Below are 24,113 nucleotides of genomic sequence, written 5' to 3' on the forward strand. Positions count from 1 at the left end.
CCCATGTCGCTCGACCAGCCATCCCTGCGCGCACCCGAAAGACAGCTTCAGCCGGCGCCGGAAGACCGGCTTGCCGCGCTGGAACGGGTCTGGCGGCGTTTCGCCGACACCGAGGCGCTGCTCAAGCGCGGCGGTCGCGTCACCGAAGTCACGCCCACGCACTACAAGGTGCACGGCCTTTCCGATTTCGCCCGGCTGGGCGACATCGTCGAGCAGCGCGGCCATGCCGGCGCGCGCCGCGGCGAGATCGTCAAGATCAGCCGTGACGAGGTCGTCGTGGCACCCTTCGAACGCAGCGCCGATGCCGGCATCGGCGATGCCGTGTTCCGCCGCGGTCCGCTCGCGGTGGCGCCGCATGTCTCGTGGCGCGGCCGCACCATCGACGCGCTCACCAGGGCAATCGATGGCGGCCCGCCTTTGGTCAGAGGCGACGACGCATCGAGCGGCGCCCAGACGACGCCCGGCGCCATGGCGCGGCAGCGCGTCGGCACCGCCTTCATGACCGGTGTCAAGGTCATCGACATCTTCACGCCGCTCTGCTTCGGCCAGCGCCTCGGCATCTTCGCTGGCTCCGGCGTCGGCAAGTCGACGCTGCTTGCCATGCTCGCCGGCGCCGACGCATTCGACACTGTCGTCGTGGCGCTCATCGGCGAACGAGGCCGCGAAGTGCGTGAATTCCTCGAGGACACGATCGGTGACAGCATGGCCAAGACCGTCGCCGTCGTCGCCACCAGCGACGAAAGCGCCATGATGCGCCGGCGTGCGCCAGACACCGCCATGCGCGTCGCCGAGCACTTTCGCGACCAGGGGCATCGCGTTTTGCTGGTGCTGGATTCGATCACCCGCTTCGCTCACGCCCTGCGTGAGGTGGCGACTGGAACCGGCGAGCCGCCGGTCGCGCGCGGCTACCCGGCCTCGGTGTTCACCGAACTGCCCAAGCTGCTCGAACGCGCCGGGCCGGGTACGGAAGGCAAGGGATCGATCACCGCCATCATTTCCGTGCTGGTCGACGGCGACGATCACAACGACCCGGTCGCCGATTCCGTGCGCGGCATCCTCGACGGCCATGTCGTGCTCGATCGCACGATCGCCGAACAGGGTCGCTATCCCCCCGTCAACCCGCTGTCGTCCATATCGCGGTTGGCCGGAAAGGCCTGGAGCGTCGAACAGCGCGCGCTGGTGACAAGGCTGAAGTCGATGATCTCGCGCTTCGAGGACACGCGCGATATCCGGTTGCTTGGGGCCTATCAGGGGGGCGTCGATGCCGAACTCGACATCGCCGTGCGCCAGGTGCCGCTGATCTATGAGGCGCTGACGCAAGCGCCGAAGGATCGCCCGTCGGCCGACCCTTTCTCCGATCTCGCCCGCCACCTCAAGAGCAAGCTGAACGCCGATGCCGGAGACTGAACGCGAATATACCGAGCGCATCCTGCGCGACATGATCGCCGAGGCCAATGCCGTGGAGCAAGCCGAGGCTGACGAAACGAGAACCGCCAAGGCAAAGGCTGCCCGTACCATCGCAGCGAAAGCCGAGGCCGTTCTGGCCAGAGCCGTCAAGCCAATCCTGCCACGGGCTGGCAAAGCCGATCCTGATCTGGCCAGGCCCGTCGAACCCGCTCTGCCCCGGGCTCCCCGGGCGGTGGCTGCCGAGATGACGCAGGCCAGCCGCGACTCGCTGATCGACGGGCTGTTCCCGCGCACCGAATGGCCGCAGCCGCCAAAGGCACCGTTTCCCCGACTGAAGAAGAAGTCCGACCGACGCAGCGATTTCGTCATAGCCGCGCTCGGCATCACGCTCGGCCTGATCTGCGCCCTGTTTCCCTGGTACATCTTCTTCAACCAGGATCAGTTTGGCGTCCAGGCGATGAAGTTCGGCGGCACCGGCTCCAATTCCGGGCGAGCGGGCGGCGGCGTGGTCGCCGAACGCAGCGCGCCGCTGACGGCAAAGGATATTCCCGCGGCCAATCTCGATCTTCTTGCCACGGGGACGGTGCGGGATGATGCCAATCCCGCAGCCGCACCCGACGAGCAACCGTTTCCGGCCGACGCGGCGAAATTCCGCATGGTTCATGTCGCCAACGGCCGTGCCATGATCCAGGACGACGCTGGCCTCTGGATCGTCCAGCGCGGCTCGATACTGCCTGACTCCAGCCAAGTGTCCTCCATCGAGCAGCGCAACGGCAAATGGGTCATGGTCACCAGTGCCGACCGGGTAATCGAACTCTCCAGATAAACGATCTCCGGCTTCCGGCCATCCGCAAGGCCCGCGCAAGACTGGCGGCCTAGTCTCTGGGTACCTGCTCGGAGATTCCCATGGAGCCCGTTTCCCTTTTCGACCTCGCCGCCAAGCAAGCGCAATGGCTGGCCGTGCGCCAGTCGGCAGTCGCCGGCAACATCGCCAATGCCAACACGCCGGGTTATACGGCAAACGACGTCGGGCCATTCGAAAAGGTGCTCGACCGCGCCGCCGTATCGCTGCAGGCCACCCAGGCCGGCCATCTCGGCAATGCAGCGACCAATGCCGGCTTCACCATCAAGCCGCAGGAGGATGACGGCGTCGTCATGCCGTCCAAGAACTCGGTCGTTCTGGAAGACCAGTTGCTGAAAGCCGGCGAGGTGCGCCGCTCCTTCGAACTCAACACGGCGATCGTCAAGGCTTTTCATACGATGATGATGATGGCGGTGAAGAGCTGACCATGGACGCACTGACCGCAGCCCTCAAAGTCGCAGCATCCGGCCTCGGCGCCCAGTCGGAGCGCCTGCGCGTGGTTTCCGAAAACCTCGCCAACGCCCAGTCGACCGGCACCGCGCCCGGCTCCGATCCTTATCGCCGCAAGACCATCAGCTTCGTCTCCGAGCTTGACCGGGCCTCCGGCAGTTCAACTGTTGCAGTGAACTCGATCGATCGAGATCCCAGTGACTTTCCAGTCGAGTTCCAGCCCGGCAACGAGGCCGCCGACGAGAAGGGCTATGTCAAGATGCCCAACGTCAACGTGCTGATCGAAATGGCCGACATGACCGAGGCCAATCGCTCCTACGAGGCCAACCTTCAGGTGGTCAAGCAGGCCCGCGACCTGATTTCCATGACCATCGACCTGATGAGGAACCAGTAATGATCAGCGGTATCGGAGCGCTTCAGTTCAAGCCGTCGATCGGCGGCGACGACGCGGCCACAAGCCTGCTCCAGGGCGGCGCGGCACCCTCGGCCGGCGGCAATGTCGGCACCTCCTTCGCCGAGGCGCTGAGCCAGGCAGCCTCCAAGACCGTCGACACGCTGCAGAATGCCGAGCAGGTATCGTTGCAGGCGCTCAAGGGCGACGCCGACACCCGCCAGGTGGTCGACGCCGTGATGAGCGCGCAGCAGGCGCTTCAGACCGCCGTCGCCATCCGCGACAAGGTGGTTTCCGCCTATCTCGAAGTCAGCCGAATGGGCATCTGAGGATTCCGCCATGAAAGCACTCGCCATCGCCGCCACCGGCATGAATGCCCAGCAGACAAATCTGGAAGTCATCGCCAACAACATCGCCAACATCAACACCACCGGCTACAAGCGCGCCCGTGCCGAATTCTCCGACCTGCTCTATCAGGTCGACCGCACGCAAGGCGTGCCCAACCGCTCCAACGCCTCGCTGGTGCCGGAGGGCGTCTCGATCGGCCTCGGCGTCAAGACGACGGCCGTGCGCAACGTGCACACCCAGGGCGAACTGACCAGCACCGGCAACAGTTTCGACCTGGCGCTGACCGGCAGGGGCTGGTTTCAGATCGAGGGTGCCGACGGCGGCACGCTCTACAGCCGCGCCGGAGCTCTCAACACCAACGCCACCGGCCAGTTGGTGACGGTCGACGGCGCTGCCGTCATTCCGGCAATCAATGTTCCCGTGGATGCCGTCGAGGTCATCGTCAACAAGACCGGCCAGGTCTTCGCCCGCATCGACGGCCAGACCGACCTGCAGAACCTCGGTCAGCTTCAGATCGCCAATTTCGCCAACGAGGCCGGCCTGGCGCCGCTCGGCGACAATCTGTTCCAGGAAACCACGGCTTCGGGGCCGGCGAATGTCGGGGTGCCTGGCGATCCCGGCTTCGCCACCATCCAGCAGGGCTATCTCGAAGCCTCCAACGTCGACCCGGTCAAGGAAATCACCGAGCTGATCTCGGCGCAGCGCGCCTATGAGATGAACTCCAAGGTCATCCAGGCCGCCGACGACATGGCCTCCGTCGTCTCCAAGAACATCAGGTAACGCATGACGTCGACGCCCGGCCTCCTGTCCGCATTCCGCCGCACCGCGCTCGTCTTTGCGCTGGTGACCGGCGGCATGCCGGCTTTTGCCCAGGAGTCGGCCAACCAGTCGGCCACCCGGATCGCCAGCAATCAAGCTGCCGGCGAGGTGGTGCTTATTCCGAGCCGGGTTATCTATCCCGGCGAGACCATCAATCTGGCTGCCCTGAAACAGGTCACCCTTATCGTCGGCAAGCACAAGCCGGAGGCGGTCGCCACACGGGTCGAGGAACTGGATGGCAAGGTCGCCAAGCGCACGCTGCTGCCCGGTCGCTACATTCCCTCCACCGCCATCCGCGAGGCTTGGCTGGTCGAACAGGGTGCTTCCGTGCAGATCTTCTTCATCGCCGGCGGGCTGACGATCTCGGCCACCGCCGTGACGCTGCAGCCGGGAGCCGCGGGCGACCTCGTCAAGGTTCGCAACATCGACAGCGGCAAAGTCCTGTCCGGCACGGTGATGGCGGATGGAACCATCCAGGTCAGCGCTTCATGATGCGCGGGCTTACCCTGATACTGGCAGCCGTGCTTGGCCTGCAGCCGGCGCTGGCCGACGGCCTGACGCCGAAGGCCAAGCGCGAGCTCGCCGCCAAGAATGGCGGCGTCTACAACGATCCCGAATATGATCCGGCCACCACCAGCCGCATGTTCCGGGTGTCGACCGGGCCGAGTTCGCTGCCGCCGGGCCAGGTCGCCTCGCGCATCAAGGACATCGCCCAGCTGCAGAGCTCGCGCGACAATCAGCTCGTCGGCTACGGCCTGGTGATCGGCCTTGCCGGATCGGGCGACAGCCTGCGCAACTCGCCATTTACCGAACAGTCTATCCGCGCGATGCTCGAAAACCTCGGCATCGCCACCGAAGGCGGCAGTGCACGCGCCAAGAATGTCGCCGCCGTCATCGTCACCGCCAACATGCCGCCCTACGTGCAGTCGGGCGCCCGCATTGACATCGACGTCTCCTCTATGGGCGACGCGACCTCGCTTTCCGGCGGCACGCTGATCATGACGCCGCTGAAGGCGGCGGACGGCGAGATCTATGCCGTCGGCCAGGGCTCGGTCATCGTGTCCGGCTTTACCGCCCAGGGACAGGCCGAGCAACTGACGCAAGGCGTGCCGACCTCCGGCCGCGTGCCGAACGGCGCCATCGTCGAGCGTGCTGTCCAGGCCGAGTTCGACGATCAGGCGATCCTGACGCTGCAACTGCGCAATCCCGATTTCTCGACCGCTATCCGCATCGCGGACGCCATCAACGATTACACCGGCCAACGCTTCGGCATGCGGGTGGCGGCAGAGCGCGATTCGCGCACCGTTCAGATCAGAAGGCCGAAGGGTGTCTCGGCGGCGCGCTTCTATGCCGAAATCGAGAATTTGGTGGTCGAATCCGACACGCCGGCTCGTGTCGTCATCGACGAGCGCACCGGCACCATCGTCATCGGCAATGACGTCAAGATCTCGCGGGTCGCCATCAGCCACGGCACGCTCACCGTGCGCATCACCGAAGCGCCGCGCGTCGTCCAGCCCGAGCCCTTCTCCAAGGGCGAGACCGCCATCGAACCGTTCACCGCCATCGACGCCAGCCGGCCCGACGCCCGCGTTGCCGTGCTTGACGGACCCGATCTCCAGACCCTCGTTTCCGGCCTCAACCGCCTCGGCGTCAAGCCGGACGGCATCATCGCCATTTTGCAGGGCATCAAGTCGGCCGGGGCCCTGCAGGCCGACCTGGTTCTGCAATAGGCGATGCCGATGATCCGCTCCCTCTCACGCCACGAAAGACACCGCCCCGCTGCAATCCTGCTCGCGGCCGCCGTTCTCGCGACTCTGCCCTTTGCCGGCGATACCGCACGTGGCGAGGAGAAGGTCCGCCAGGTCTTGCCGGGAGCACCGGTCGCAGCGGCGGCGCCGCAATTGACGCGGGAAAAGGCGCCGGACCAAAGCGAGATCGAGCGCTTCTGCTCAAACATCGCCGACGCCGCCCGCGACCGCCGCTATGTCCTGCAGGCGGAGGAGCTGAAGCAGCTCCAGGCCGGCATTGACGAGCGCATGAAAGCTCTCGATGCAAAGAAAGCTGAATACGAGACCTGGCTGAAGCGGCGCGAGGTTTTCCTGGCCCGGGCCGAGGACGGCGTCGTCCAGATCTACGCCGGCATGAAACCCGACGCCGCCGCCGAGCGGCTGGCCATCGTCAACGCCGATCTGGCTGCGGCCATATTGATGAAGCTCGATTCACGCAAGGCGAGCGTCATCCTCAACGAAATGGACCAGAAGGCGGCGGCGACGCTCACCGGCATTATGGCCAGCGCAGCCCGAAGGGTAGACCCGTCATGATCCGGAAAATGCTTGTCCTGTGCGCGGTCACCGTGCTGTCGGGTTGCGGAACCAACCTCAAGGAGGTCGGCAGGGAGCCGGCCCTGTCCCCGGTCGGCTCCGGCATCGATGGCGGCAGCACTGGCTCCCTCTATCGCTATCCGCAAACGCCGCCCGCGCCGGTCAAGAAATTCTCGTTGTGGGACGACCGCCAGAGCCGGCTGTTCACCGACCCGCGGGCGCTGTCCCAGGGCGACATCCTGACGGTCAAGATCAAGATCAACGATCGAGCCAACTTCAAGAACCAGAACGACAGGAGCCGCACCGCCAATCGCAAGCTCGGTTACGACCTCAGCGCGCAGTGGGACAAGTGGAGCACCGCCGGCAAGGGCGCTGGGGCTCTCAGCTCCACCACGGACACGACCGCCGACGGCGAGATCAAGCGCTCGGAGACGCTTGAGCTCAATGTCGCGGCGATCGTCACCGATGTGCTGCCCAACGGCAATCTGATGATCACCGGATCGCAGGAAGTGCGCGTCAACGCCGAGCTCAGGGTGCTGACGCTCGCCGGCATCGTGCGGCCGGCCGATATCGGCGCCGAAAACACCATCCCCTACGAACGCATCGCCGAGGCCCGCATCTCCTACGGCGGACGCGGTCGCATCACCGAGGTCCAGCAGCCTGCCTACGGCCAGCAGATTCTCGACCAGGTTCTTCCGTTCTAGGATCGGAGCAGGGCGCCGTGGCAAATATCGAACAGGTTCAGCCACGCAAGGGTCCCTCCCCTGCCATCCAGGCCGGCCTGCTGCTGCTTGTGACGGCGGCCGCCATTGGCATGGGCTGGATGTCCGGCGGTTATCTCAAAGGCGTTGGCGCACCGGCTTCGGTACCGGTCGCGCCTGAGAACGAAGGCAAGATCATGCAGCCCGCCGCGGCCGAGCAGCCAGGCCTGGGCCCGATGCTTGTCGTGCTGGCGCCGATCACCACCAACATCGCCTCGCCTGCCGGCACCTGGATCAGGATGGAGGTGTCCATCGTCTATGACGCGCCGCAGCCACAGGCAATGTCGGATGACATCCACCAGGACCTTCTGGCCCTGGTGCGCACGTTGAAGATGCATCAGATCGAGGGCGCCAGCGGCTACCAGCACCTGAAGGCCGACCTCGAAGACCGCGCCGCGATCCGCAGCCAGGGTCACGCCAAACAGGTACTCATCAGGACATTGCTGCTCGAATGAGAAAACTCCTTCTCGCCACGGCCATGATCGCCGCCGCCACCTCCATCGCGGCGGCCCAGCAACTCGATCTCGGCGGCATCGGCAAGGCTGACGGCACCACCGTCGGCTACATCATCCAGATGTTCGGCCTGCTGACCGTTCTGTCGGTGGCGCCAGGCCTGCTGATCATGGTGACCAGCTTCACCCGTTTCGTCATCGCCTTCTCGATCCTGCGCGCCGGCATCGGCCTGCAGTCGACACCGGCAAACCTCATCCTGATTTCGCTGTCGCTGTTCATGACCTTCTATGTCATGGCGCCGACCTTCGATCAGGCCTGGAACACCGGCGTCAAGCCGCTGATGGACAACCAGATCACCCAGACCGAAGCCTTCGACAAGATTTCGGACCCGTTCCGCACCTTCATGCTGCACAATGTGCGTGACAAAGATTTCGACCTCTTCGCCGACCTCGCCCGCGAGCGCGGCCAGACCGTTTCGCGTGACACCGTCGACCTGCGCATCCTGGTGCCGGCCTTCATGATCTCGGAGATCCGGCGCGGTTTCGAGATCGGCTTCCTGATCGTGCTGCCATTCCTGGTCATCGACCTGATCGTCGCCACGATCACCATGGCGATGGGCATGATGATGCTGCCGCCGACAGTGGTGTCGCTGCCGTTCAAGATCCTGTTCTTCGTCCTGATCGACGGCTGGAACCTGCTTGTCGGCAGCCTGGTGCGCTCCTTCAACTGATCCTGCCGCGCCGGCTCGAAATCCCAGCAATATATTTTCGATTAACCGTCCGGTTTAGCCCTTTGGTAGGGACTTGCCCGCATATTCGCTCGCAGATGGCGGGTGATCGATTTTGAGAGATCATGGGCATGATGCCGCACCGTCATACCGGTAGAGCCGGTATGTAAAAAATACCTGTAAAATCAAGGTACGAGTACCATGTCCAGCATCATGACGAACAGCGCCGCATTGACGGCCCTGCAGAGCCTCAACGCCACCAGCAAATCCCTCACCGACACCCAGGCCCGCATCTCGACCGGCTACAAGGTCTCGCAGGCTTCGGACAACGCCGCCTACTGGTCGATCGCCACCACGATGCGCTCCGACAACCAGGCAATGTCCACCGTTTCGGACGCTCTCGGCCTCGGCGCCTCCAAGGTCGACACAGCCTATACCGGCATGAGTAGCGCGATCGATACCATCAACCAGATCAAGACCAAGCTGGTCGCGTCCTACGGCCAGACGGACGCCTCCAAGGAAAAGACCCAGGTCGAAATCGCCGCCCTTCAGAACCAGTTGAAGGCCTACGCCGATGGCGCCACCTTCTCCGGCACCAACATGCTTTCGGTGTCCACTGCGACAGGCACCGCGGCCGACGTGAAGATTGTTTCGGCCTTCAACCGCGACGCGACCGGCGCGGCTTCGATCTCGACGATCGATGTCAATGTGGAAAGCATCAAGCTGTACGATGCCGGCGCGGCACCAACCGCCAAGGGTATTCTCGACACGGCTCGCCTCGGCACCACGGGCGCTGCTGTTGCCACGGCCTCGAACCCCACCCTGGGTGCTGCAGCAGCGGCAACCGACACCTATTCGGTTGCCTCGCTCACTATCTTTTCGGGTGGCACGGCTGCCAGCGATAGCCAGATCGCGCAGCAGATGAACGTCGTCGACGCCGCGCTCAAGGCCATGACCAACGCCGCCACCACGCTCGGCGCCGCCAAGAGCAGTATCGACCTGCAGAAGACCTTCACCTCGAACCTGATGGACTCCATCGATCGCGGTGTCGGCCAGCTCGTCGATGCGGACATGAACAAGGAATCGACCCGTCTGCAGGCCCTGCAGGTCCAGCAGCAGCTCGGCATCCAGGCGCTGTCGATCGCCAACGGTTCGTCGCAGTCGATCCTGTCGCTCTTCCGCGGCTAATCGCCTTCGCTCAACCACAGTTCGCACTAAAAATCGGGCCGCGCCAAAAGCGCGGCCCGATTTGCGTTTTGCTCCAGCCCCACGCAACCCTCGATGCTTAACTCTCAAAAGCCAGCTTTTAACAGGCTGTTAACCATGCCGCGCTAGTTATGGTTAACCAATAGCTTACGACAGTTGGCGAATCGGTCCGACCGGCACGATGCCACCCGTTGAACAGGCCCATCCGGCATGTCTGAGCATGTCGGCTTTTGAGAAGGAGCGACTTTCTTGGCGAGCATCATGACCAACGCTTCGGCGTTAACCGCACTTCAAAGCCTCAGCGCCACCAACAAGTCGCTTGAACAGACGCAGGCCCGCATATCGACCGGTTACCGGGTCTCGCAGGCCTCGGACAACGCCGCCTACTGGTCGATCGCCACCACGATGCGCTCCGACAACGCGGCCCTGTCGACCGTGCAGGATGCACTCGGCCTCGGCGCCTCGAAGGTCGACGCCGCTTACACCGGCATGAACAATGTGCTGACAACGATCGGGCAGATCAAGACCAAGGTGCTGTCCATGGTCGGTCAGACGGATGCCGCCAAGGCAAAAACCCAGACCGAGATCAAGGCGCTTCAGACGCAGATGAAGTCGTTTGCCGATGCGGCGACCTTCTCCGGCTCGAATTTCCTGGCGGTGACCTCCAAGCAGACTGCCGCCCCCAATGATGGCGTTCAGCCCGACTCGCAGATCGTGTCCTCATTCAATCGCTCCTCATCCGGCGCAGTGTCGATCGGAACGATCAACATCGATGTCGAGGGCACCAAGCTTTTCGACTACGGCCTCGCCGCCGAGGTCAAGAATTCCGGAACCCTCGATCGCAAAACCTCCATCTATTCCACGGGCGCCGCCCAGACCCTGTACGATAACGCCTATGCTGGCGTGATCGCGGGCGGAGGAACGGATATCGCCGCGAACACCGCCGGCCAGACGGCGGCGGGAGCGGTCGCCAAGGTCGACAATATTTCCGCCTATAACCTCGACATCACGGCCCCAGGGGTAACCGACGACATCATCACGCAGATGGTAACCAGGATGGACAAGGTCATGGCTCAACTGACCGACTCCGCCACCATCCTCGGCTCGGCCAAGAGCAGCATCGACCTGCAGAAGACCTTTACCCAGAGCTTGATGGACTCCATCGACCGCGGCGTCGGCCAGCTCGTCGATGCCGACATGAACAAGGAATCGACCCGCCTCCAGGCCCTGCAGGTGCAGCAGCAGCTCGGCATCCAGGCATTGTCGATCGCCAACGCCGCCTCGCAGTCGATCCTGTCACTGTTCAAGAGCTGATCACGGGCGCCCACCTTCCCATCAGATAATCGGGCCGCGCCGCAAGCGCGGCCCGATTTCATTTTCGCACAAGCTTCGAAGACTAGAGTTCCAGCGGACAATCATGCTGGGAGTCGTTGAACCGTGCCGGAACAGATCCAGAGCATCATCTCGAATCTCCGCGGGTTTGGCGTGAAGCGCCTCGCCATGCTGGCGGGCATCGCCATTCTGGTGATGGGCGTAATCGGCATCGCCTCGGTCTATCTCAACCGCCCCGCCTACGACACGCTCTATGTGGGACTAGACCGTGCCGACGTGAACCAGATCGGCCTGGTGCTGGGCGAAGCCGGTATCGGTTTCGATGTCGGCGCCGATGGGACCTCGGTTCTGGTGCCGGCCGGCACCACCGCTCAAGCCCGCATGCTGCTTGCCGAAAAGGGCCTGCCGACCAGCGCCAATGCCGGCTACGAATTGTTCGACAATGTCGGCTCGCTCGGCCTCACCTCCTTCATGCAGCAGATCACCCGCGTGCGCGCGCTTGAAGGCGAGATCGCCCGCACCATCCAGTCGATATCGGGCATCAAGGCTGCGCGGGTCCACATCGTCATGTCCGAACGCGCCAATTTTCGCCGCGACGAGCAGCAGCCCTCCGCTTCCGTGGTCATCCGCTACGCCGGCATCGACGCCGAGAAGAGCGCCATGTCGATCCGCCATCTCGTCGCCGCCGCCGTTCCCGGCCTGTCGGCCGACAAGGTGACCGTTCTCGATTCCAGCGGCAATCTGCTGGCCGCGGGCGACGACCCTTCCAACACCAGCGCCGCCCGCACGCTCGGCGTCGAGCAGACCGTCGAGGCGCAGATCGGAGACAACATCCGCCGTGCGCTGACGGCCTATCTCGGCCCCGACAATTTCCGCGCCAGCGTCAAGGCCGAGGTCAACACCGACACCCGCCAGACGGAAGAGACCATCTTCGATCCGAATTCCCGCGTCGAACGCTCGGTGCAGTCGGTGCGGGCCAACGAGAACAACAACCAGAAGCAGGCTTCCACTCCGGCCAGCGTCGAGCAGAACCTGCCCGAGACCCAGGCAACCGCCACCGATGGTCCGCAATCCTCCTCGCAGAACGACCGCAGGGAAGAGATCACCAACTACGAGATCAATTCCAAGAAGATCGCCACGGTCTCCAACGGTTACACCGTCACCAAGATGTCGATTGCCGTGGTTGTCAACCAGCAGCGGCTGACGGCCATCCTCGGCAAGGACGCCACGCCGGAGCAGATCGCCAAGCGCGTCGCCGAGATCCAGAAGATGGTCACGTCCGCCACCGGCCTGGACGAAAAGCGCGGCGACATCATCGACGTCTCGGCGGTCGAGTTCATCGACGGCCTGGATGGCGAGGCGATCCCGCAGGCGGGAATGCTCGATTCTATCGGCCAGCATGCCGGCACGATGATCAATGCCGGTGCCTTCATCGTCGTGGTGTTCCTGGTCGCCTTCTTCGGCCTGAGGCCGATGGCCGCGGCGCTGACGGCAAAGGCTACTCCGGCCCTGGCAGGTCCCAGCTTCGACGACGTCCAGCGCTCGCTGCCGACGCCGGAGGCAATGGCGGCCACCGACAGTGCCGCGATCGGGACCTTGCCAGGCACACGCCCAGGCCCCACGCCGCTCGACGATCTTCGCCAGAAGATCCGGCCGGCGCCGCAGGACAGGCTTGCCAGGATGGTCGATCTCAACGAGGAGCGCACCGCGCAGATCCTGCGCAAATGGGCTGCCCAGGAAGTGGCGGTGTAAACCATGCCCTCCGTAGCCCTCTTCGACCTTCTGCCCGATTTCGGGACGCGCGCGCAACGCGCCGGCCAGCCCCGGGCAGCAGTCGATCCCGACCACAAGCCCGAGACGCCGGCGCCACAAGCCGATATCGGCACGCTGATCGCCGAGGCGGTTGCCCAGGCGGAGGCAGCGCTGGAGGTCCGCCTGTCGGCTGCGCATGACGCCGCGCTCGAAGCCGAACGCCAGGCCAGTGCCGAGGAAGCAAGGATATTTCTCGAAAGCCTCGGCGACGATGTCGGCAAGGCTGTCTCGTTGCGCATCGATGCGATGGAGGCGCGCGTGACCGGACTTGTCGCCGCCACGGTCGCCCGCATCATCGGCGGCATCGTCAGCGACGATCTGCAGAAACGTTCGATCGATGCGTTGGCCGGCGCCGTTCGCGAAGCGGTTGGCGATGCCGAAGCGGTGCGCATCGTCGTGCGTGGGCCGCTCTCGCTGTTCGAAACACTGAAGGCATCGCTCGGGCCCCGCGCCGCCAATCTCGACTTTATCGAGGCGCCAGGCTTCGACCTCACGGTCGCCATAGACGAGGCGGTGTTCGAAACGCGCATGGCCGAATGGTCGACGACCCTCTCGGAGGTTCTGGCATGAGCGTCGCCGAGGCCGGACACGCCCCCCACGAAATCATCATCGTGCGGCATGCGCATGGTGACCACGACGACGCCCACCACGGCGGCGTCTGGAAGATCGCGTTCGCCGACTTCATGACGGCCATGATGTGCTTCTTCCTGGTCATGTGGCTGATCAACGCCGCCAACGAACAGACCAAGGCAGCCGTCGCCAGCTATTTCAACCCGGTCAAGCTGGTCGACCGCAATTCGAGCCGCAAGGGCCTGGAAGATCTCGGCGACGGTCCGCGCGCGATGGGGACGACGGCGGACAACCCGCAGAAGGCAACCGACAAGACCGGCCAGGACGGTGATGGCTCGTCGGACCGCAAGCAGGAGAAGCAGGAACTCCCGCAGGCGGAACACTCCGACGAACACCTGTTCGCCGATCCCTACGCGGTGCTTTCGGAGATCGCCACGGACACCGGCGTCATGCAGAACGTCAGTCAGAAGGGTGACGGCGGTGCGCAGGCTGCCGGCCCGGCGACAGGCGCCTCAGGCGGCGCCTCCTATCGCGATCCCTTCGAACCGGATTTCTGGTCGCAGCAGGTGGCGGCGCCCGGCGCCGAGGCCAGTGCCGAGCGTACAAAGATCGAGGGCGATCCGGTCAAGCCCGGCGACAAGGCCGCCGAAACGCAAGTGCTCAAGGTCAAGGCAGTACCGCCTGTCACGGTCGCACCGCTCGAACCACTGGCAAAGGACGCGACCGGCAAGCAGGCCACGAACCCCGCCACGGCAGTGGCCAAGGCCGGCGACACGAAGCCAGGCGAGATCAAACCGGGCGAAGTCAAACCGAGCGAGACCAAACTGGGCGACGCCAAGGCCGTAGACGAAGCCAAGGCCGAGCCTGAGGCACAGATGGCTGCCAAGTCCGACACCGGCGAGAAGGCGCCAACCGCGGCTGCCATCAAGGCCGCGGCCGACGTCAAGCAGCAATTGGCCGATGCCTTCAAACCCGGCGACAAGCTGCATGACGGCGTCTCCGTTGAAGCCACGGACAAGGGCGTCGTCATCTCGATCACCGATCAGCTCGACTTCGGCATGTTCGAGGTCGGCTCGGCGCTGCCGAGCCGTGAACTTGTTCTGGCGATGGAAAAGATCGGCCGCATCGTCAACAGCCAGAAAGGCACGATCAGCATCAACGGCCACACCGACGCCCGGCCGTTCCGCAGCGACAGCTACGACAATTGGCGGCTGTCGACGGCGCGTGCGCATTCCGCCTACTACATGCTCGTGCGCGGCGGTGTCGACGAACGCCGCATCAACGAGGTCGCCGGCTTCGCCGACCGCCAGCCGAAGGTAGCAGCCGATCCAATGGCGGCCGTGAACCGCCGCATCGAAATCCTGATGACGAGCGGCGGATGAGGCGAACGGCCGTCACCAGCCGGTTGATTGGCCTGTTGCTGCTGGCTGGCGGGCAGCCGTCGGCCGGCTTCGCCCAGGACGCACTGCAGCCCTATCAGCTGGTGCGCTCGCTGCAGCTCATTCAGGACCGCATAGCCACCGGCGATCATGCCGCCCTGCCGATGCAGGCCAAATTGCTGGAAATGGCGGATGCGCGCCTGCGCGCGGCGGATGCCGAGGATTACAAGAATCCCAAGAACTTTCGCGCCCTGCTTGTCTACGGCATGAGCGGCGGCAACCCGGTGACCGTCGAGGCCGCCACGTCGCGCGCCACGACGGACCCGCAAAGCCTTGCCATAGCCAAGGGCGTGATCGATTACCTCAACGGCCGGCCCGGTGAGGCAATCGAAGCCTTGAAGCCGATCGATCCCATGGCACTGCCTCCTGATCTCGGGGCTTTCCTGGCCCTGGTCAAAGGCTCGCTGCTTGCTGGCGACCAGCCGGCGGCGGCCCTGGGTCTGCTCGACGAGGCAAGATTGCTCAGCCCCGGCACACTGGTGGAGGAAGCGGCACTTCGCCGTTCGGTTGGCATTGCCGTTGCGCAAGGTGACGCGGCACGCTTCGCGCTTGCCTCCACCCAGTATGTCGAGCACTACCTCTATTCGCCCTATGCCAGCCAGTTCGCCGACTCCTTCGTGTCCGGCGTCATCGCGCTGCACATGTCGATCAGCCAGGACAAGCTGGGCGACATCACCTCGATGATGGATTCCGAGCGCGAGAAGGTGATCTATCTGCGCATCGCCCGCCGCGCCGCGATCGATGGCCTGAACGACCTGTCGGCCTTCGCTTCGGCGCGAGCCGAGCAGGGTCGCGACGGCAACACCAACCAGGACGATCCACGCGCCCTGCTCTATGCCAGCCTTTCCACCGTCACCTCGGGCACCATCGACGACGTCCGCGCCAAGCTCGGCAAGATCGACCGAAGCCGGCTGTCGGAAGGTGATCGCGCCTTGCTCGACGCCGCTCAGGCGATTGCCGGCGAGGTCGTCGCGCCGCCCGCCGCCCTTCCCGAGGAGAAGCCTGCCCCCGTTGCGGCCGAGCAACCACCCGTGCCCGAGATCGCCACGGTGCAAGGCGCCGATGACAGCGGACTGCCACCGGTCGAAGGCGCGATCTCGGAGCAACCTGCCGTCACCGCGGCCTCAGGCGGAGCAGCCGCCAATGCGCCGGACACCACGGCGGTTACAGCCGCATCCGCCGACACAGCGACTGTCATGCAGGCGTCGGAGCCACCGCCCGCAGCCGGCCCCGAGCCCGCCGATCCGACCGACGCCGCCATGACCAGAACACGTCGACAGCTCGACCTGATCGACCAGATGCTTGGAGCCGCCCCCAAATGACCACCAGCCTCGGCTCGGCCTTGCCAGGACTTGCCTCCTCACGCGCGACGTCGGATCAACCGGCTGCGAATGGCAGGAATGATGATGACGGCTTCGGCAAGATGTTGCGCGGCGACACGGGACCGGGCCGCCCGGAACGGCAGCCGGCGACCGAGGCGGGATCGCACGAGCAGCGCTGGGGCAAGCTCGCCGCTGGCCTTGCCGGACATGGCGGCAAGGCCGAACCGGCATCGGCCGATCCAGGAGAGACCGTCTCCGCCAAAGCGCCGACCCTGAAAATCAGCAAGGACGATCTGGAAGCAAAGTCGCACGAGGATGATGCCGACGCCGATGCCGTGCCGCTTCAGGACCACCTGCCGCTGCTGATGGCGTTTCATGACCTGCGCCATTTCTCGACGTCGGCCAAGGCAGCCGGGGGCGACGCGGCACCCGGCGGGAGTCCGCCGGACCAGTCGCTCGATGGACAAGCTCCCCTGCCAAAAAACTACCGGTCAAAGTCCACGTCCGGACGCGAGACCCTCGAAACCATGTCGAAGCCGGAGCAGGCTTCGATCGTCGACGGGCCTTTGACGGAACCTGACGGCAAGCTCGCAACCTCTCCCGGCGCTGCCTCGAGTGTGCCGAAACGCGACAACACAGTGGCGGCCCAGAAGCTGCCGGACGCGCCAGATACCGACGTGCCCGGCGTGCAGTCGAAGCACGCCGCGTCGGCGATGAAGAGTATCGAGGATGTCCAGTCCTCGATGAGGCCCGAAGCCGGAAAGCAATCCCTTTCCGCCGCACGCATCGACGTGGTGTCCGAACAGAGCTTCCCCGCGCCGCCGCAGAGTCCCATCAGCCAGGCAGCCCTCAATGTGATCAACGCTATAGCGGACCCGCAAAAGGCGCTTTCAGCCTCATCCGCGGCCGCCCAGCCGGCCAGCCCTGTTGCCGTTCCGACACATGTGTTGAAGATCGAACTTCACCCCGCCGAACTCGGCATGGTGACGGCTCATCTTCGCCTCTCCGGAGAACAACTTTCGATTGAGCTGAAGCCCGAAACACACGACGCCTACCGTCGGCTGTCCGCCGACAGCGAGGCCATCGTCAAGTCGCTGCGGGGGCTCGGCTTCGAGGTTGACAAGGTCACGATCCTACAACCTTCGGTAGCAGTTCCCGCTACAACCCGCACCGATGCAACCGCCCCTTTGCCGGCGGCAACAGGCCGCGATCCATCATCCTTTCAACCGGGGAATTCGGGCGGCGGCAATGGTGGAGCCGGCGGCCAGCAACCGGGTCGGCAATCCGCAGGGAACCGCAACGATGATGCGCAGGACTATGGCCGCGGCACTTCAGCTTCTCGCGAGCGCGCTGGCGGCGATATCTTTATCTAGCGCGGCATGCAATGCCGCTGCCGCGACCAACCCTTGCGAGCCGGAGATCCTGCGCGCCGCCGATCGCTATGGCGTGCCCGCCGGCATCCTCTATGCGGTTGGCTTGACGGAGACCGGCAACAAGGGCAGCCTTCAACCCAACGCTTTGAATATAGAGGGAAAAGCGGTCTTTCCGAGGAACCGGACCGAGGCCCTTGCCGCCTTCGCCAATGCGCGGCGCGAGGGCAAGACGCTGATCGATCTGGGCTGCATGCAAATCAACCATCACTACCACGCGTCGCATTTTCGCAGCGTCGAGGACATGCTCGACCCCCGCCAGAACGTCGACTATGCGGCGCGCTTCCTGGCCAGCCTCCATGCCCGTCACGAGACCTGGTCGATGGCCGTGGCTCGCTATCATGCCGGTCCCGACAACGATCCGGCGCAGAAGATCTATGTCTGCCGCGTCATTGCCAACATGGTCGCGACCGGCTTTGGAAAATGGACCGCGAATGCCCGCGGCTTCTGCAACCCATAAGCGCATTCTCCGCTTCTAATAAAGCAACTGCACAACCCGGAATTGTCGGTTCACTTGGCCAAAACTTGCCACCGCAAGCATATCTGGCTGCATGCTAATGCAACCGATACGATTCCAGACTCCCAAGAAACTAGCTACAAGAAATGACGGTTGTTCAGGATTCTCGCCAGCGGATACGCCTCTCTTCACGGGGCAAATGATTTGATTCGGAAGGCGGGGCCGATGATTGTGATCGTTGACGAGCGCGAGCTCGTAACAGAGGGATACAATTCACTTTTCGATCGTGAGGGCATCGCCTGTGCAGGCTTTGCGTCCGGCGAGTTCGGCGAGTGGGTGAGCTCGGCCGCCGACACCGATCTGCGCTCGGTCCGAGCCTTCCTCATCGGCGACTGCCGCGAAGGCTCCATCTCTCCCCGTCAGATCCGCGACCGCACCGGCGCCCCGGTCATTGCGCTCAGCGAACAGCATTCCCTCGAGAACACGCTGCGGTTGTTCGAGAGCGGCGTCGACGACGTCATTCGCAAACCCGTCCATATCAGAGAGATCCTGGCCCGCATCACGGCCATCCGCCGCCGCGCCCAGGAAGACGTCGCCTACACCGAGATCGGCGCCATGCGCATCTTCATGGATGGCCGCGACCCCGAGATCGACGGTCAGCCTTTGCCGTTGCCGCGCCGTGAGCGCCGCATCCTCGAATATCTGGCAAGCAATCGCGGGCGCCGCGTCACCAAGACCCAGGTTTTCAATGCCATCTACGGCATCTTCGATGAAGAGGTCGAGGAGAACGTGGTGGAAAGCCATATCAGCAAGTTGCGCAAGAAGCTGCGCGAGAAGCTGGGCACCGACCCGATCGATTCCAAACGTTTCCTCGGCTACCGGCTCGTCTTCTGATGCAGCCCCGCGCCAGCCTCGCGCAAGAAAACACGCGTAGCCTCGTAGCCAGTGGCATCCAAATTGGAGCCAGTGGCATCCACATTGGGGAGACGTTTCGATGAGCCTCTACGGAATGATGCGGACCGGCGTTTCCGGCATGAACGCACAGGCAAACCGCCTGTCGACGGTCGCCGACAACATCGCCAATTCCGACACCACCGGTTACAAGCGGTCCTCCGCCGAATTTTCGACGCTGGTCATGCCGTCGACGGGCGGCGCCTACAATTCAGGCGGCGTCACCACGACGATCCGCCAGGCGGTCAGCGATCCGGGCGTGCTTCAGTACACGACCTCGGTCTCTGACCTTGCCGTCAGCGGCGATGGCTTCTTTGTCGTTCAGGATCCGAGCGGCACACCTTTCCTGACCCGTGCAGGTGCCTTCGTTCCCGATGGGCAGGGCAGGCTGGTTAATGCCGCCGGCTTCCAGCTGATGGCCTACAGCTACGACAATGGCGTGCCGGCAGCGACGGTCAACGGCTTCGAGGGATTGGTCCCGGTTGTCATCTCCGATCAGGGAATGACCGCAACGCCGAGCACCGAGGGCAGCTATGCCGGCAACCTGCCGGCAGGCGCGACGCCGGTTGCTGCCGGTAATCTGCCCACCACCAATGCCGTCGGCGCACAGTACACCTCGAAATCCTCGATGGTTGCCTATGACAACCTCGGCAACAAGAAGCTGCTCGACGTCTATTTCACCAACACCGGCGCAGGCACCTGGCAGGTATCGGTCTTCGACCAGTCGAAGGCCACGCCGGGAACATCGTTCCCTTATACCGGCGGCGCGCTTGGCTCGGCCAACCTGACCTTCGACACCACCACTGGCAAGCTGACCGGTGCCGTCGACAGCGTCTCGCTGACCGTGCCTAACGGCAGCGCCTTTTCGCTCGATCTGTCGGCGCTGACCCAGCTCGGCACCGGCTTTACCGTTTCCGACGCCCAGGTCAACGGCAACGCGCCGAGCACCATCGACAAGGTCCAGATCAGCAAGGACGGCACCATCTACGCTCAGTACAAGGACGGTTCCACCAAGCCGCTCTACAAGATTCCGCTGGCCGACGTGCAGAGCCCGGACCAGCTCACCGCCCTGCCCGGCAACGTCTACTCGCAAGGCACCGAATCGGGCGCGGTCCGTGTCGGCTTCGCCAATGAAGGCAAGCTCGGCTCCATCATCTCCGGCGCGCTCGAGAATTCCAACGTCGATATCGCCGAAGAGCTGACCGACATGATCGCGGCCCAGCGCAGCTACACCGCCAATTCGAAAGTCTTCCAGACCGGTTCCGATCTGATGGACGTCCTTGTCAACCTGAAGAGATAAGACGGGCACCGCCCGCGAAAGATCCGCATGTCGCTGTCTACCGCATTGAGTATCGCCCAGTCGGCGCTTATGAACACCGCGCGACAGACCAGCGTCGTCTCGCGCAACGTCGCCGACGCCTCCAATCCGGACTATTCGCGCCGCCAGGCCGTCGTCACCAGCACGGCGCCGGGTGCGCGTTCGGTTGATATCCAGCGCGCCACCAACGACCTTTTGTTCCGCCAGAACCTCGGCGCGCTGTCGGCCTGGAGCGGCCAGAATGCGCTCTACAGCGGCATGGATCAGCTGGGCGTTGCGGTCAACGGCGTCGACAATGCGTCCTCGCCCTCGACCGCGATCGCCAACCTGCAGCAGGCGCTGCAGCTCTACGCCACCTCGCCGTCCAACCAGAATCTCGGCGCCAGCGTCATCGACGCGGCCAAACAGGTCGTGCGCTCGCTTAATGAGGGTTCCAAGGCCGTCCAGGATTTCCGCACCCAGACCGATGGCCAGATCGCCACGGCCGTCGACGATCTGAACTCGCTGCTCAGCCAATTCCAGGATGCCAACACGGCGGTCATGTCCGGAACCCGCTCCGGCACCGACGTTTCAGATGCGCTCGACCAGCGCGACGCGCTTTTGAAGAAGATTTCAAACTATGTCCCGGTGTCGACCTTCACGCGTGGCGACAATGATATGGTCATCACCACCGGCGATGGCACGACATTGTTCGAGACGATACCGCGCACTGTCACCTTCGCAGCGTCGGCCGGCTACACCGCGGGTGCCGCCGGCAATGCCGTCTATATCGACAATGTGCCGATCTCGGCGGGAGCCGGCGGCAACACCAGCGCCAGCGGCACGCTTGCCGGCCTGCTGCAATTGCGCGACGGCGTCGCCTCGACCATGCAGAGCCAGCTCGACGAGACGGCGCGTGGCCTGATCACCGCCTTTGCCGAGACCGCACCTTCGATGCCCAATGCCGCCGGCCTGTTCACCTGGTCGGGGGCGCCGACCATCCCAGCCGCGGGCACGCTGGTCAACGGCCTTGCCGCGTCCATCAGCGTCAATGCGGCGATGGATCCGAGCACTGGCGGCAATCCGACGCTGCTGCGTGACGGCGGGGCCAACGGTGCCGCCTATGTAGCCAACACCGGCGGCGGCGCATCCTATTCCACCCTTCTGATTGCCTATGGCGACCGGCTCGACCAACCAATGACTTTCGATCCCGCCGCCGGGGTTTCGGCAACCTCCAGCGTCTCCGACTACGCGGCCAATTCGATCGGCTGGTTCGAGGGCGTGCGCCAGCAGGCGTCGACCGCCTCCGACGCCAAGGAAGCGCTGGCCTCGCGCAGCGCCGAGGCGCTGTCCAACGCAACCGGCGTCAATGTCGACCAGGAAATGTCGCTGCTGCTCGACCTCGAACACACCTATCAGGCATCGGCCCGGATGATGAAAACCGTCGACGACATGAGGACGGCCTTGCTCAACGCGGTGGGATAATCCATGACTTCAGTCTCGTCAGCCGCCTTGTCGAATGCCATGCGCTCCCAGCAGATGCGCATGCAGGCCGATCTCGTCAAAGCCACGAAAGAATCCTCGACGGGGAGGGTCGCCGATGTCGGGCTGGCTCTCGGCGGGCGCACCACTCAGGCCGTCACCTTCCAGCGCGATCTTGACCGGCTCAATGTCATCATCGATTCCAACGGCCTGGTCGGCGCCCGGCTCTCCTCGACGCAGACCTCGCTTAGCCAGCTCTCCAGCGCAGCGCAGGCCTTTCTGTCCGCCCTGACCACCGCTTCCTCGAGCGATTCTTCCAATAGTCTCACCCAATCCTCCGGCAAGGCGACCATCCAGCAGCTGACATCGATTCTGAACACCAGCGTCAACGGCGAATATCTGTTCGCCGGCACCAACACCGACGTCAAGCCGATCAACGACTTCACGGCTGCCGGCTCTCCCGCCAAGGCGGCATTCGACGCCGCCTTCGTCGCCAATTTCGGATTCACCCAGGATGACCCGGCCGCGGCCAACATCACCGCCGCCCAGATGGACGATTTCATCACCAATGATGTCGCGCCGCAGTTCATGGGCGCCGGTTGGCAAGGCAACTGGTCGAACGCCACCGACCAGCAGATCGTCAGCCGCATCGCCCTCAACGAAACCACGCCAACCTCGACCAGCGCCAACAGCGACGGCATTCAAAAGCTCGCCATGGCGGCAGCCATGGTAAGCAGCCTGATGTCCAGCAACATCAGCCAGGCGGCGAAGAATACGGTTGTCAGCCGCTCGACCACATTGGTTGGCGAAGCGCTGAGCGGCATTGGCCAGCTTCAATCCGAGACCGGCATCGTCCAGAAGCGGGTTTCCGATGCCAACGATCGGATGAAAACGCAGGTCGACCTTTTCGAACGGCACATTCTCGATCTGGAAGCCGTCGATCCGGCGGCAGCCGCGACACGGGTCGCGGACCTGACACAGCACATCGAAACGTCTTTCGCGTTGACCGCACGCCTGCAGCAGCTCAGCCTGTTGAATTACCTGACCTGACAACGCTTAACGGAACGGTAGAGCCCCAACGATGTACCAATTCTCCTACGCCGACATCCAGAGCAACTCCGTTGCCGACGCGAAGGACCGCGAGCGGGAGCTTCTGACCCGCTCGATCGACATGCTGGCGGCGGCAGCAGCGGCCGGCCACGATTCGATGGAGGCGATCGAGGCGCTTCACTTCACCAACCGCGTCTGGACCGCCTTCGTCGAGGATCTTGGCTCCAGCGACAACGCCCTGCCCAAGGAACTGCGCGCCAACCTCATTTCCATCGGCCTGTGGCTGCTGCGCGAGGCGGAGGACATCCGTCAGGGCCGCACCAACAATTTCGAAGGGTTGATCGAGGTGTCCCAGATCATCAGGGACGGCATTCAATGACCAACACGCTGAAGATATCGCTCAAGCCGAACGAAAAGATTTACATCAACGGCGCCGTCATCCGGGTCGACCGCAAGGTCACTGTCGAATTGATGAACGACGTCCAGTTCCTGCTCGAAAGCCACGTGATTCAGGTCGACGATGCCTCGACACCGCTCAAGCAGCTCTATTTCATCCTGCAGGTCATGCTGATGAACCCGGCGGGCGCCGCCGCCGCGCGCGACATGTTCCGCCGTTCGCTGCCGCTGCTTCTGGCAAGCTTCGAGGACACCCAGATCTGCAGCGCGCTGAAACAGATCGACCGCATGGTCGGCGAGGATCATATCTACGAGGCGCTGAAGGCGATCCGCGCGCTTTATCCGCTCGAACGCCGCGCGCTGGGTGGTAATGACGATGTTTCGGGTGCCGAGCGCCCGCTGGCCGTGGGAGCACGATACTGATGAACGTGGACATGACGACGACGATTCCGACAGGCGCCAATCAGGCCACGGCGTCGACCTCGAAGACAGCGGTCGACTACCAGTCCTTCCTGAAGCTTCTGATCGCCGAGATGAAGAACCAGGATCCGACCAAGCCGATGGATTCGACGCAATATGTCGCCCAGCTCGCCACCTTCTCTCAGGTCGAGCAGTCGGTGCAGACCAACACCAAGCTCAATCAGATCATGCAGTCCTCGGCGCTGTCGCAGGCCGACGCACTGATCGGGCGCTCGATCACCTCCGCCGACGGCCTGACGACGGGCACCGTGGCTTCGGTGCGCCTCGCCAGCAACGGTCTCATCGCCGTGCTGCAGAACGGCACCGAAGTCGCGGTCGGCCCGGGAGTCTCTGTCAAGGCAGCAAGCTGA

The 24,113-nt window shown here is 64.0% G+C and carries 28 protein-coding genes; 27 read left to right on the plus strand and 1 reads right to left on the minus strand.

Translation table 11 applies throughout. The features are described 5' to 3' along the window. The first annotated feature begins 3 nt into the window (after positions 1-3). The 18 genes from fliI (at position 4) to NKH95_RS21770 (ending at position 16,220) form a co-directional block, all read left to right on the plus strand. On the plus strand, positions 4-1,407 hold the full coding sequence (gene fliI, locus NKH95_RS21685; protein ID WP_352893008.1) for a flagellar protein export ATPase FliI: 1,404 nt from the start codon (positions 4-6) through the stop codon (positions 1,405-1,407). Then, positions 1,394-2,233 (plus strand): hypothetical protein, encoded by an 840-nt coding sequence (locus NKH95_RS21690; protein ID WP_128304922.1) that lies wholly within the window; start codon positions 1,394-1,396, stop codon positions 2,231-2,233. The genes fliI and NKH95_RS21690 overlap by 14 nt, the downstream gene beginning before the upstream one ends. Positions 2,234-2,313: 80 nt before the next feature. Continuing rightward, positions 2,314-2,694 carry a flagellar basal body rod protein FlgB gene (gene flgB / locus NKH95_RS21695; RefSeq protein WP_352893011.1) on the plus strand — a complete coding sequence of 127 codons (381 nt, stop codon included), beginning with the start codon at positions 2,314-2,316 and terminating at the stop codon, positions 2,692-2,694. A 2-nt stretch (positions 2,695-2,696) separates the two neighbouring features. Next, on the plus strand, positions 2,697-3,113 hold the full coding sequence (gene flgC / locus NKH95_RS21700; RefSeq protein ID WP_013529797.1) for a flagellar basal body rod protein FlgC: 417 nt from the start codon (positions 2,697-2,699) through the stop codon (positions 3,111-3,113). Beyond that, complete coding sequence (fliE, locus tag NKH95_RS21705; RefSeq protein ID WP_127290400.1) at positions 3,113-3,439, plus strand: flagellar hook-basal body complex protein FliE; 327 nt, start codon at positions 3,113-3,115, stop codon at positions 3,437-3,439. Before flgC ends, fliE begins: the two co-directional genes overlap by 1 nt. 10 nt (positions 3,440-3,449) lie before the next feature. Next, positions 3,450-4,238, plus strand: a complete 789-nt coding sequence (flgG, locus tag NKH95_RS21710) for a flagellar basal-body rod protein FlgG (protein ID WP_013529795.1) — start codon at positions 3,450-3,452, stop codon at positions 4,236-4,238. Between the two features lie 3 nt (positions 4,239-4,241). Next, positions 4,242-4,769 carry a flagellar basal body P-ring formation chaperone FlgA gene (flgA, locus tag NKH95_RS21715; protein ID WP_352893014.1) on the plus strand — a complete coding sequence of 176 codons (528 nt, stop codon included), beginning with the start codon at positions 4,242-4,244 and terminating at the stop codon, positions 4,767-4,769. Further along, on the plus strand, positions 4,766-6,007 hold the full coding sequence (locus tag NKH95_RS21720) for a flagellar basal body P-ring protein FlgI (RefSeq protein WP_023810004.1): 1,242 nt from the start codon (positions 4,766-4,768) through the stop codon (positions 6,005-6,007). Before flgA ends, NKH95_RS21720 begins: the two co-directional genes overlap by 4 nt. A 3-nt stretch (positions 6,008-6,010) precedes the next feature. Further along, positions 6,011-6,598 carry a MotE family protein gene (locus tag NKH95_RS21725; RefSeq protein WP_502895296.1) on the plus strand — a complete coding sequence of 196 codons (588 nt, stop codon included), beginning with the start codon at positions 6,011-6,013 and terminating at the stop codon, positions 6,596-6,598. Further along, on the plus strand, positions 6,595-7,302 hold the full coding sequence (gene flgH, locus NKH95_RS21730; RefSeq protein WP_127290408.1) for a flagellar basal body L-ring protein FlgH: 708 nt from the start codon (positions 6,595-6,597) through the stop codon (positions 7,300-7,302). The genes NKH95_RS21725 and flgH overlap by 4 nt, the downstream gene beginning before the upstream one ends. A 17-nt stretch (positions 7,303-7,319) precedes the next feature. Further along, complete coding sequence (locus NKH95_RS21735) at positions 7,320-7,814, plus strand: flagellar basal body-associated FliL family protein (protein ID WP_352733656.1); 495 nt, start codon at positions 7,320-7,322, stop codon at positions 7,812-7,814. Beyond that, entirely contained in the window at positions 7,811-8,542 is a 732-nt protein-coding gene (gene fliP / locus NKH95_RS21740; protein WP_128304917.1) for a flagellar type III secretion system pore protein FliP, read from the plus strand. The genes NKH95_RS21735 and fliP overlap by 4 nt, the downstream gene beginning before the upstream one ends. Positions 8,543-8,740: 198 nt before the next feature. Then, positions 8,741-9,727, plus strand: a complete 987-nt coding sequence (locus NKH95_RS21745) for a flagellin N-terminal helical domain-containing protein (RefSeq protein ID WP_023810008.1) — start codon at positions 8,741-8,743, stop codon at positions 9,725-9,727. Between the two features lie 267 nt (positions 9,728-9,994). Continuing rightward, on the plus strand, positions 9,995-11,059 hold the full coding sequence (locus NKH95_RS21750) for a flagellin N-terminal helical domain-containing protein (protein ID WP_127290416.1): 1,065 nt from the start codon (positions 9,995-9,997) through the stop codon (positions 11,057-11,059). Positions 11,060-11,182: 123 nt separating this feature from the next. Further along, on the plus strand, positions 11,183-12,829 hold the full coding sequence (fliF, locus tag NKH95_RS21755; protein WP_352775076.1) for a flagellar basal-body MS-ring/collar protein FliF: 1,647 nt from the start codon (positions 11,183-11,185) through the stop codon (positions 12,827-12,829). A gap of 3 nt (positions 12,830-12,832) precedes the next feature. After that, positions 12,833-13,459: a hypothetical protein gene (locus NKH95_RS21760; protein WP_352893019.1), complete on the plus strand. Its 627-nt coding sequence runs from the start codon at positions 12,833-12,835 to the stop codon at positions 13,457-13,459. Then, the gene (locus NKH95_RS21765; RefSeq protein ID WP_352893024.1) at positions 13,456-14,841 is read left to right on the plus strand and encodes a MotB family protein; all 1,386 of its coding nucleotides are present in this window, start codon (positions 13,456-13,458) and stop codon (positions 14,839-14,841) included. Before NKH95_RS21760 ends, NKH95_RS21765 begins: the two co-directional genes overlap by 4 nt. Beyond that, positions 14,838-16,220, plus strand: a complete 1,383-nt coding sequence (locus tag NKH95_RS21770; RefSeq protein ID WP_352893028.1) for a MotC family chemotaxis protein — start codon at positions 14,838-14,840, stop codon at positions 16,218-16,220. The genes NKH95_RS21765 and NKH95_RS21770 overlap by 4 nt, the downstream gene beginning before the upstream one ends. 38 nt (positions 16,221-16,258) lie before the next feature. Here the strand turns inward: NKH95_RS21770 and NKH95_RS21775 are convergent, their stop codons facing one another. Beyond that, the gene (locus NKH95_RS21775) at positions 16,259-16,573 is read right to left on the minus strand and encodes a hypothetical protein (RefSeq protein WP_352893038.1); all 315 of its coding nucleotides are present in this window, start codon (positions 16,571-16,573) and stop codon (positions 16,259-16,261) included. Between NKH95_RS21775 and fliK the strand changes: the two genes are divergently transcribed. From fliK to flgD, 9 genes are all read left to right on the plus strand, one after another. Continuing rightward, entirely contained in the window at positions 16,556-17,593 is a 1,038-nt protein-coding gene (gene fliK / locus NKH95_RS21780; RefSeq protein WP_352893041.1) for a flagellar hook-length control protein FliK, read from the plus strand. The genes NKH95_RS21775 and fliK overlap by 18 nt on opposite strands. Next, positions 17,523-18,110, plus strand: a complete 588-nt coding sequence (locus NKH95_RS21785; RefSeq protein ID WP_352893044.1) for a transglycosylase SLT domain-containing protein — start codon at positions 17,523-17,525, stop codon at positions 18,108-18,110. Before fliK ends, NKH95_RS21785 begins: the two co-directional genes overlap by 71 nt. Positions 18,111-18,332: 222 nt before the next feature. Then, positions 18,333-19,001 carry a response regulator transcription factor gene (locus NKH95_RS21790; protein WP_352632692.1) on the plus strand — a complete coding sequence of 223 codons (669 nt, stop codon included), beginning with the start codon at positions 18,333-18,335 and terminating at the stop codon, positions 18,999-19,001. 100 nt (positions 19,002-19,101) lie between these two features. After that, positions 19,102-20,358, plus strand: coding sequence for a flagellar hook protein FlgE (locus NKH95_RS21795; protein ID WP_352893056.1), 1,257 nt, complete (start codon positions 19,102-19,104; stop codon positions 20,356-20,358). A 27-nt stretch (positions 20,359-20,385) separates the two neighbouring features. Further along, positions 20,386-21,840, plus strand: coding sequence for a flagellar hook-associated protein FlgK (gene flgK, locus NKH95_RS21800; RefSeq protein WP_352893059.1), 1,455 nt, complete (start codon positions 20,386-20,388; stop codon positions 21,838-21,840). Between the two features lie 3 nt (positions 21,841-21,843). After that, positions 21,844-22,887, plus strand: a complete 1,044-nt coding sequence (locus NKH95_RS21805; RefSeq protein WP_352893061.1) for a flagellar hook-associated family protein — start codon at positions 21,844-21,846, stop codon at positions 22,885-22,887. Positions 22,888-22,918: 31 nt separating this feature from the next. Continuing rightward, positions 22,919-23,266, plus strand: coding sequence for a flagellar biosynthesis regulator FlaF (gene flaF / locus NKH95_RS21810; RefSeq protein ID WP_023810018.1), 348 nt, complete (start codon positions 22,919-22,921; stop codon positions 23,264-23,266). Then, the gene (gene flbT / locus NKH95_RS21815) at positions 23,263-23,706 is read left to right on the plus strand and encodes a flagellar biosynthesis repressor FlbT (RefSeq protein WP_128303091.1); all 444 of its coding nucleotides are present in this window, start codon (positions 23,263-23,265) and stop codon (positions 23,704-23,706) included. Before flaF ends, flbT begins: the two co-directional genes overlap by 4 nt. Further along, complete coding sequence (gene flgD / locus NKH95_RS21820; protein ID WP_013529774.1) at positions 23,706-24,113, plus strand: flagellar hook assembly protein FlgD; 408 nt, start codon at positions 23,706-23,708, stop codon at positions 24,111-24,113. The genes flbT and flgD overlap by 1 nt, the downstream gene beginning before the upstream one ends.

The organism is Mesorhizobium sp. M0848, from assembly GCF_040319805.1.
GTDB lineage: Bacteria > Pseudomonadota > Alphaproteobacteria > Rhizobiales > Rhizobiaceae > Mesorhizobium.

Bases quoted from the DNA above. Each gene is read 5' to 3' on its own strand.
- NKH95_RS21770 (WP_352893028.1), top strand. From the start codon at position 14,838: ATGAGGCGAACGGCCGTCACCAGCCGGTTGATTGGCCTGTTGCTGCTG.
- flbT (WP_128303091.1), top strand. From the start codon at position 23,263: ATGACCAACACGCTGAAGATATCGCTCAAGCCGAACGAAAAGATTTAC.
- NKH95_RS21725 (WP_502895296.1), top strand. From the start codon at position 6,011: ATGCCGATGATCCGCTCCCTCTCACGCCACGAAAGACACCGCCCCGCT.
- NKH95_RS21720 (WP_023810004.1), top strand. From the start codon at position 4,766: ATGATGCGCGGGCTTACCCTGATACTGGCAGCCGTGCTTGGCCTGCAG.
- NKH95_RS21790 (WP_352632692.1), top strand. From the start codon at position 18,333: ATGATTGTGATCGTTGACGAGCGCGAGCTCGTAACAGAGGGATACAAT.
- flgH (WP_127290408.1), top strand. From the start codon at position 6,595: ATGATCCGGAAAATGCTTGTCCTGTGCGCGGTCACCGTGCTGTCGGGT.
- NKH95_RS21785 (WP_352893044.1), top strand. From the start codon at position 17,523: ATGATGCGCAGGACTATGGCCGCGGCACTTCAGCTTCTCGCGAGCGCG.
- fliE (WP_127290400.1), top strand. From the start codon at position 3,113: ATGATCAGCGGTATCGGAGCGCTTCAGTTCAAGCCGTCGATCGGCGGC.
- NKH95_RS21765 (WP_352893024.1), top strand. From the start codon at position 13,456: ATGAGCGTCGCCGAGGCCGGACACGCCCCCCACGAAATCATCATCGTG.
- flgD (WP_013529774.1), top strand. From the start codon at position 23,706: ATGAACGTGGACATGACGACGACGATTCCGACAGGCGCCAATCAGGCC.
- flgG (WP_013529795.1), top strand. From the start codon at position 3,450: ATGAAAGCACTCGCCATCGCCGCCACCGGCATGAATGCCCAGCAGACA.
- NKH95_RS21690 (WP_128304922.1), top strand. From the start codon at position 1,394: ATGCCGGAGACTGAACGCGAATATACCGAGCGCATCCTGCGCGACATG.
- flgC (WP_013529797.1), top strand. From the start codon at position 2,697: ATGGACGCACTGACCGCAGCCCTCAAAGTCGCAGCATCCGGCCTCGGC.
- flgB (WP_352893011.1), top strand. From the start codon at position 2,314: ATGGAGCCCGTTTCCCTTTTCGACCTCGCCGCCAAGCAAGCGCAATGG.
- flaF (WP_023810018.1), top strand. From the start codon at position 22,919: ATGTACCAATTCTCCTACGCCGACATCCAGAGCAACTCCGTTGCCGAC.
- NKH95_RS21745 (WP_023810008.1), top strand. From the start codon at position 8,741: ATGTCCAGCATCATGACGAACAGCGCCGCATTGACGGCCCTGCAGAGC.
- NKH95_RS21805 (WP_352893061.1), top strand. From the start codon at position 21,844: ATGACTTCAGTCTCGTCAGCCGCCTTGTCGAATGCCATGCGCTCCCAG.
- fliP (WP_128304917.1), top strand. From the start codon at position 7,811: ATGAGAAAACTCCTTCTCGCCACGGCCATGATCGCCGCCGCCACCTCC.
- flgK (WP_352893059.1), top strand. From the start codon at position 20,386: ATGTCGCTGTCTACCGCATTGAGTATCGCCCAGTCGGCGCTTATGAAC.
- fliI (WP_352893008.1), top strand. From the start codon at position 4: ATGTCGCTCGACCAGCCATCCCTGCGCGCACCCGAAAGACAGCTTCAG.
- NKH95_RS21760 (WP_352893019.1), top strand. From the start codon at position 12,833: ATGCCCTCCGTAGCCCTCTTCGACCTTCTGCCCGATTTCGGGACGCGC.
- NKH95_RS21795 (WP_352893056.1), top strand. From the start codon at position 19,102: ATGAGCCTCTACGGAATGATGCGGACCGGCGTTTCCGGCATGAACGCA.
- flgA (WP_352893014.1), top strand. From the start codon at position 4,242: ATGACGTCGACGCCCGGCCTCCTGTCCGCATTCCGCCGCACCGCGCTC.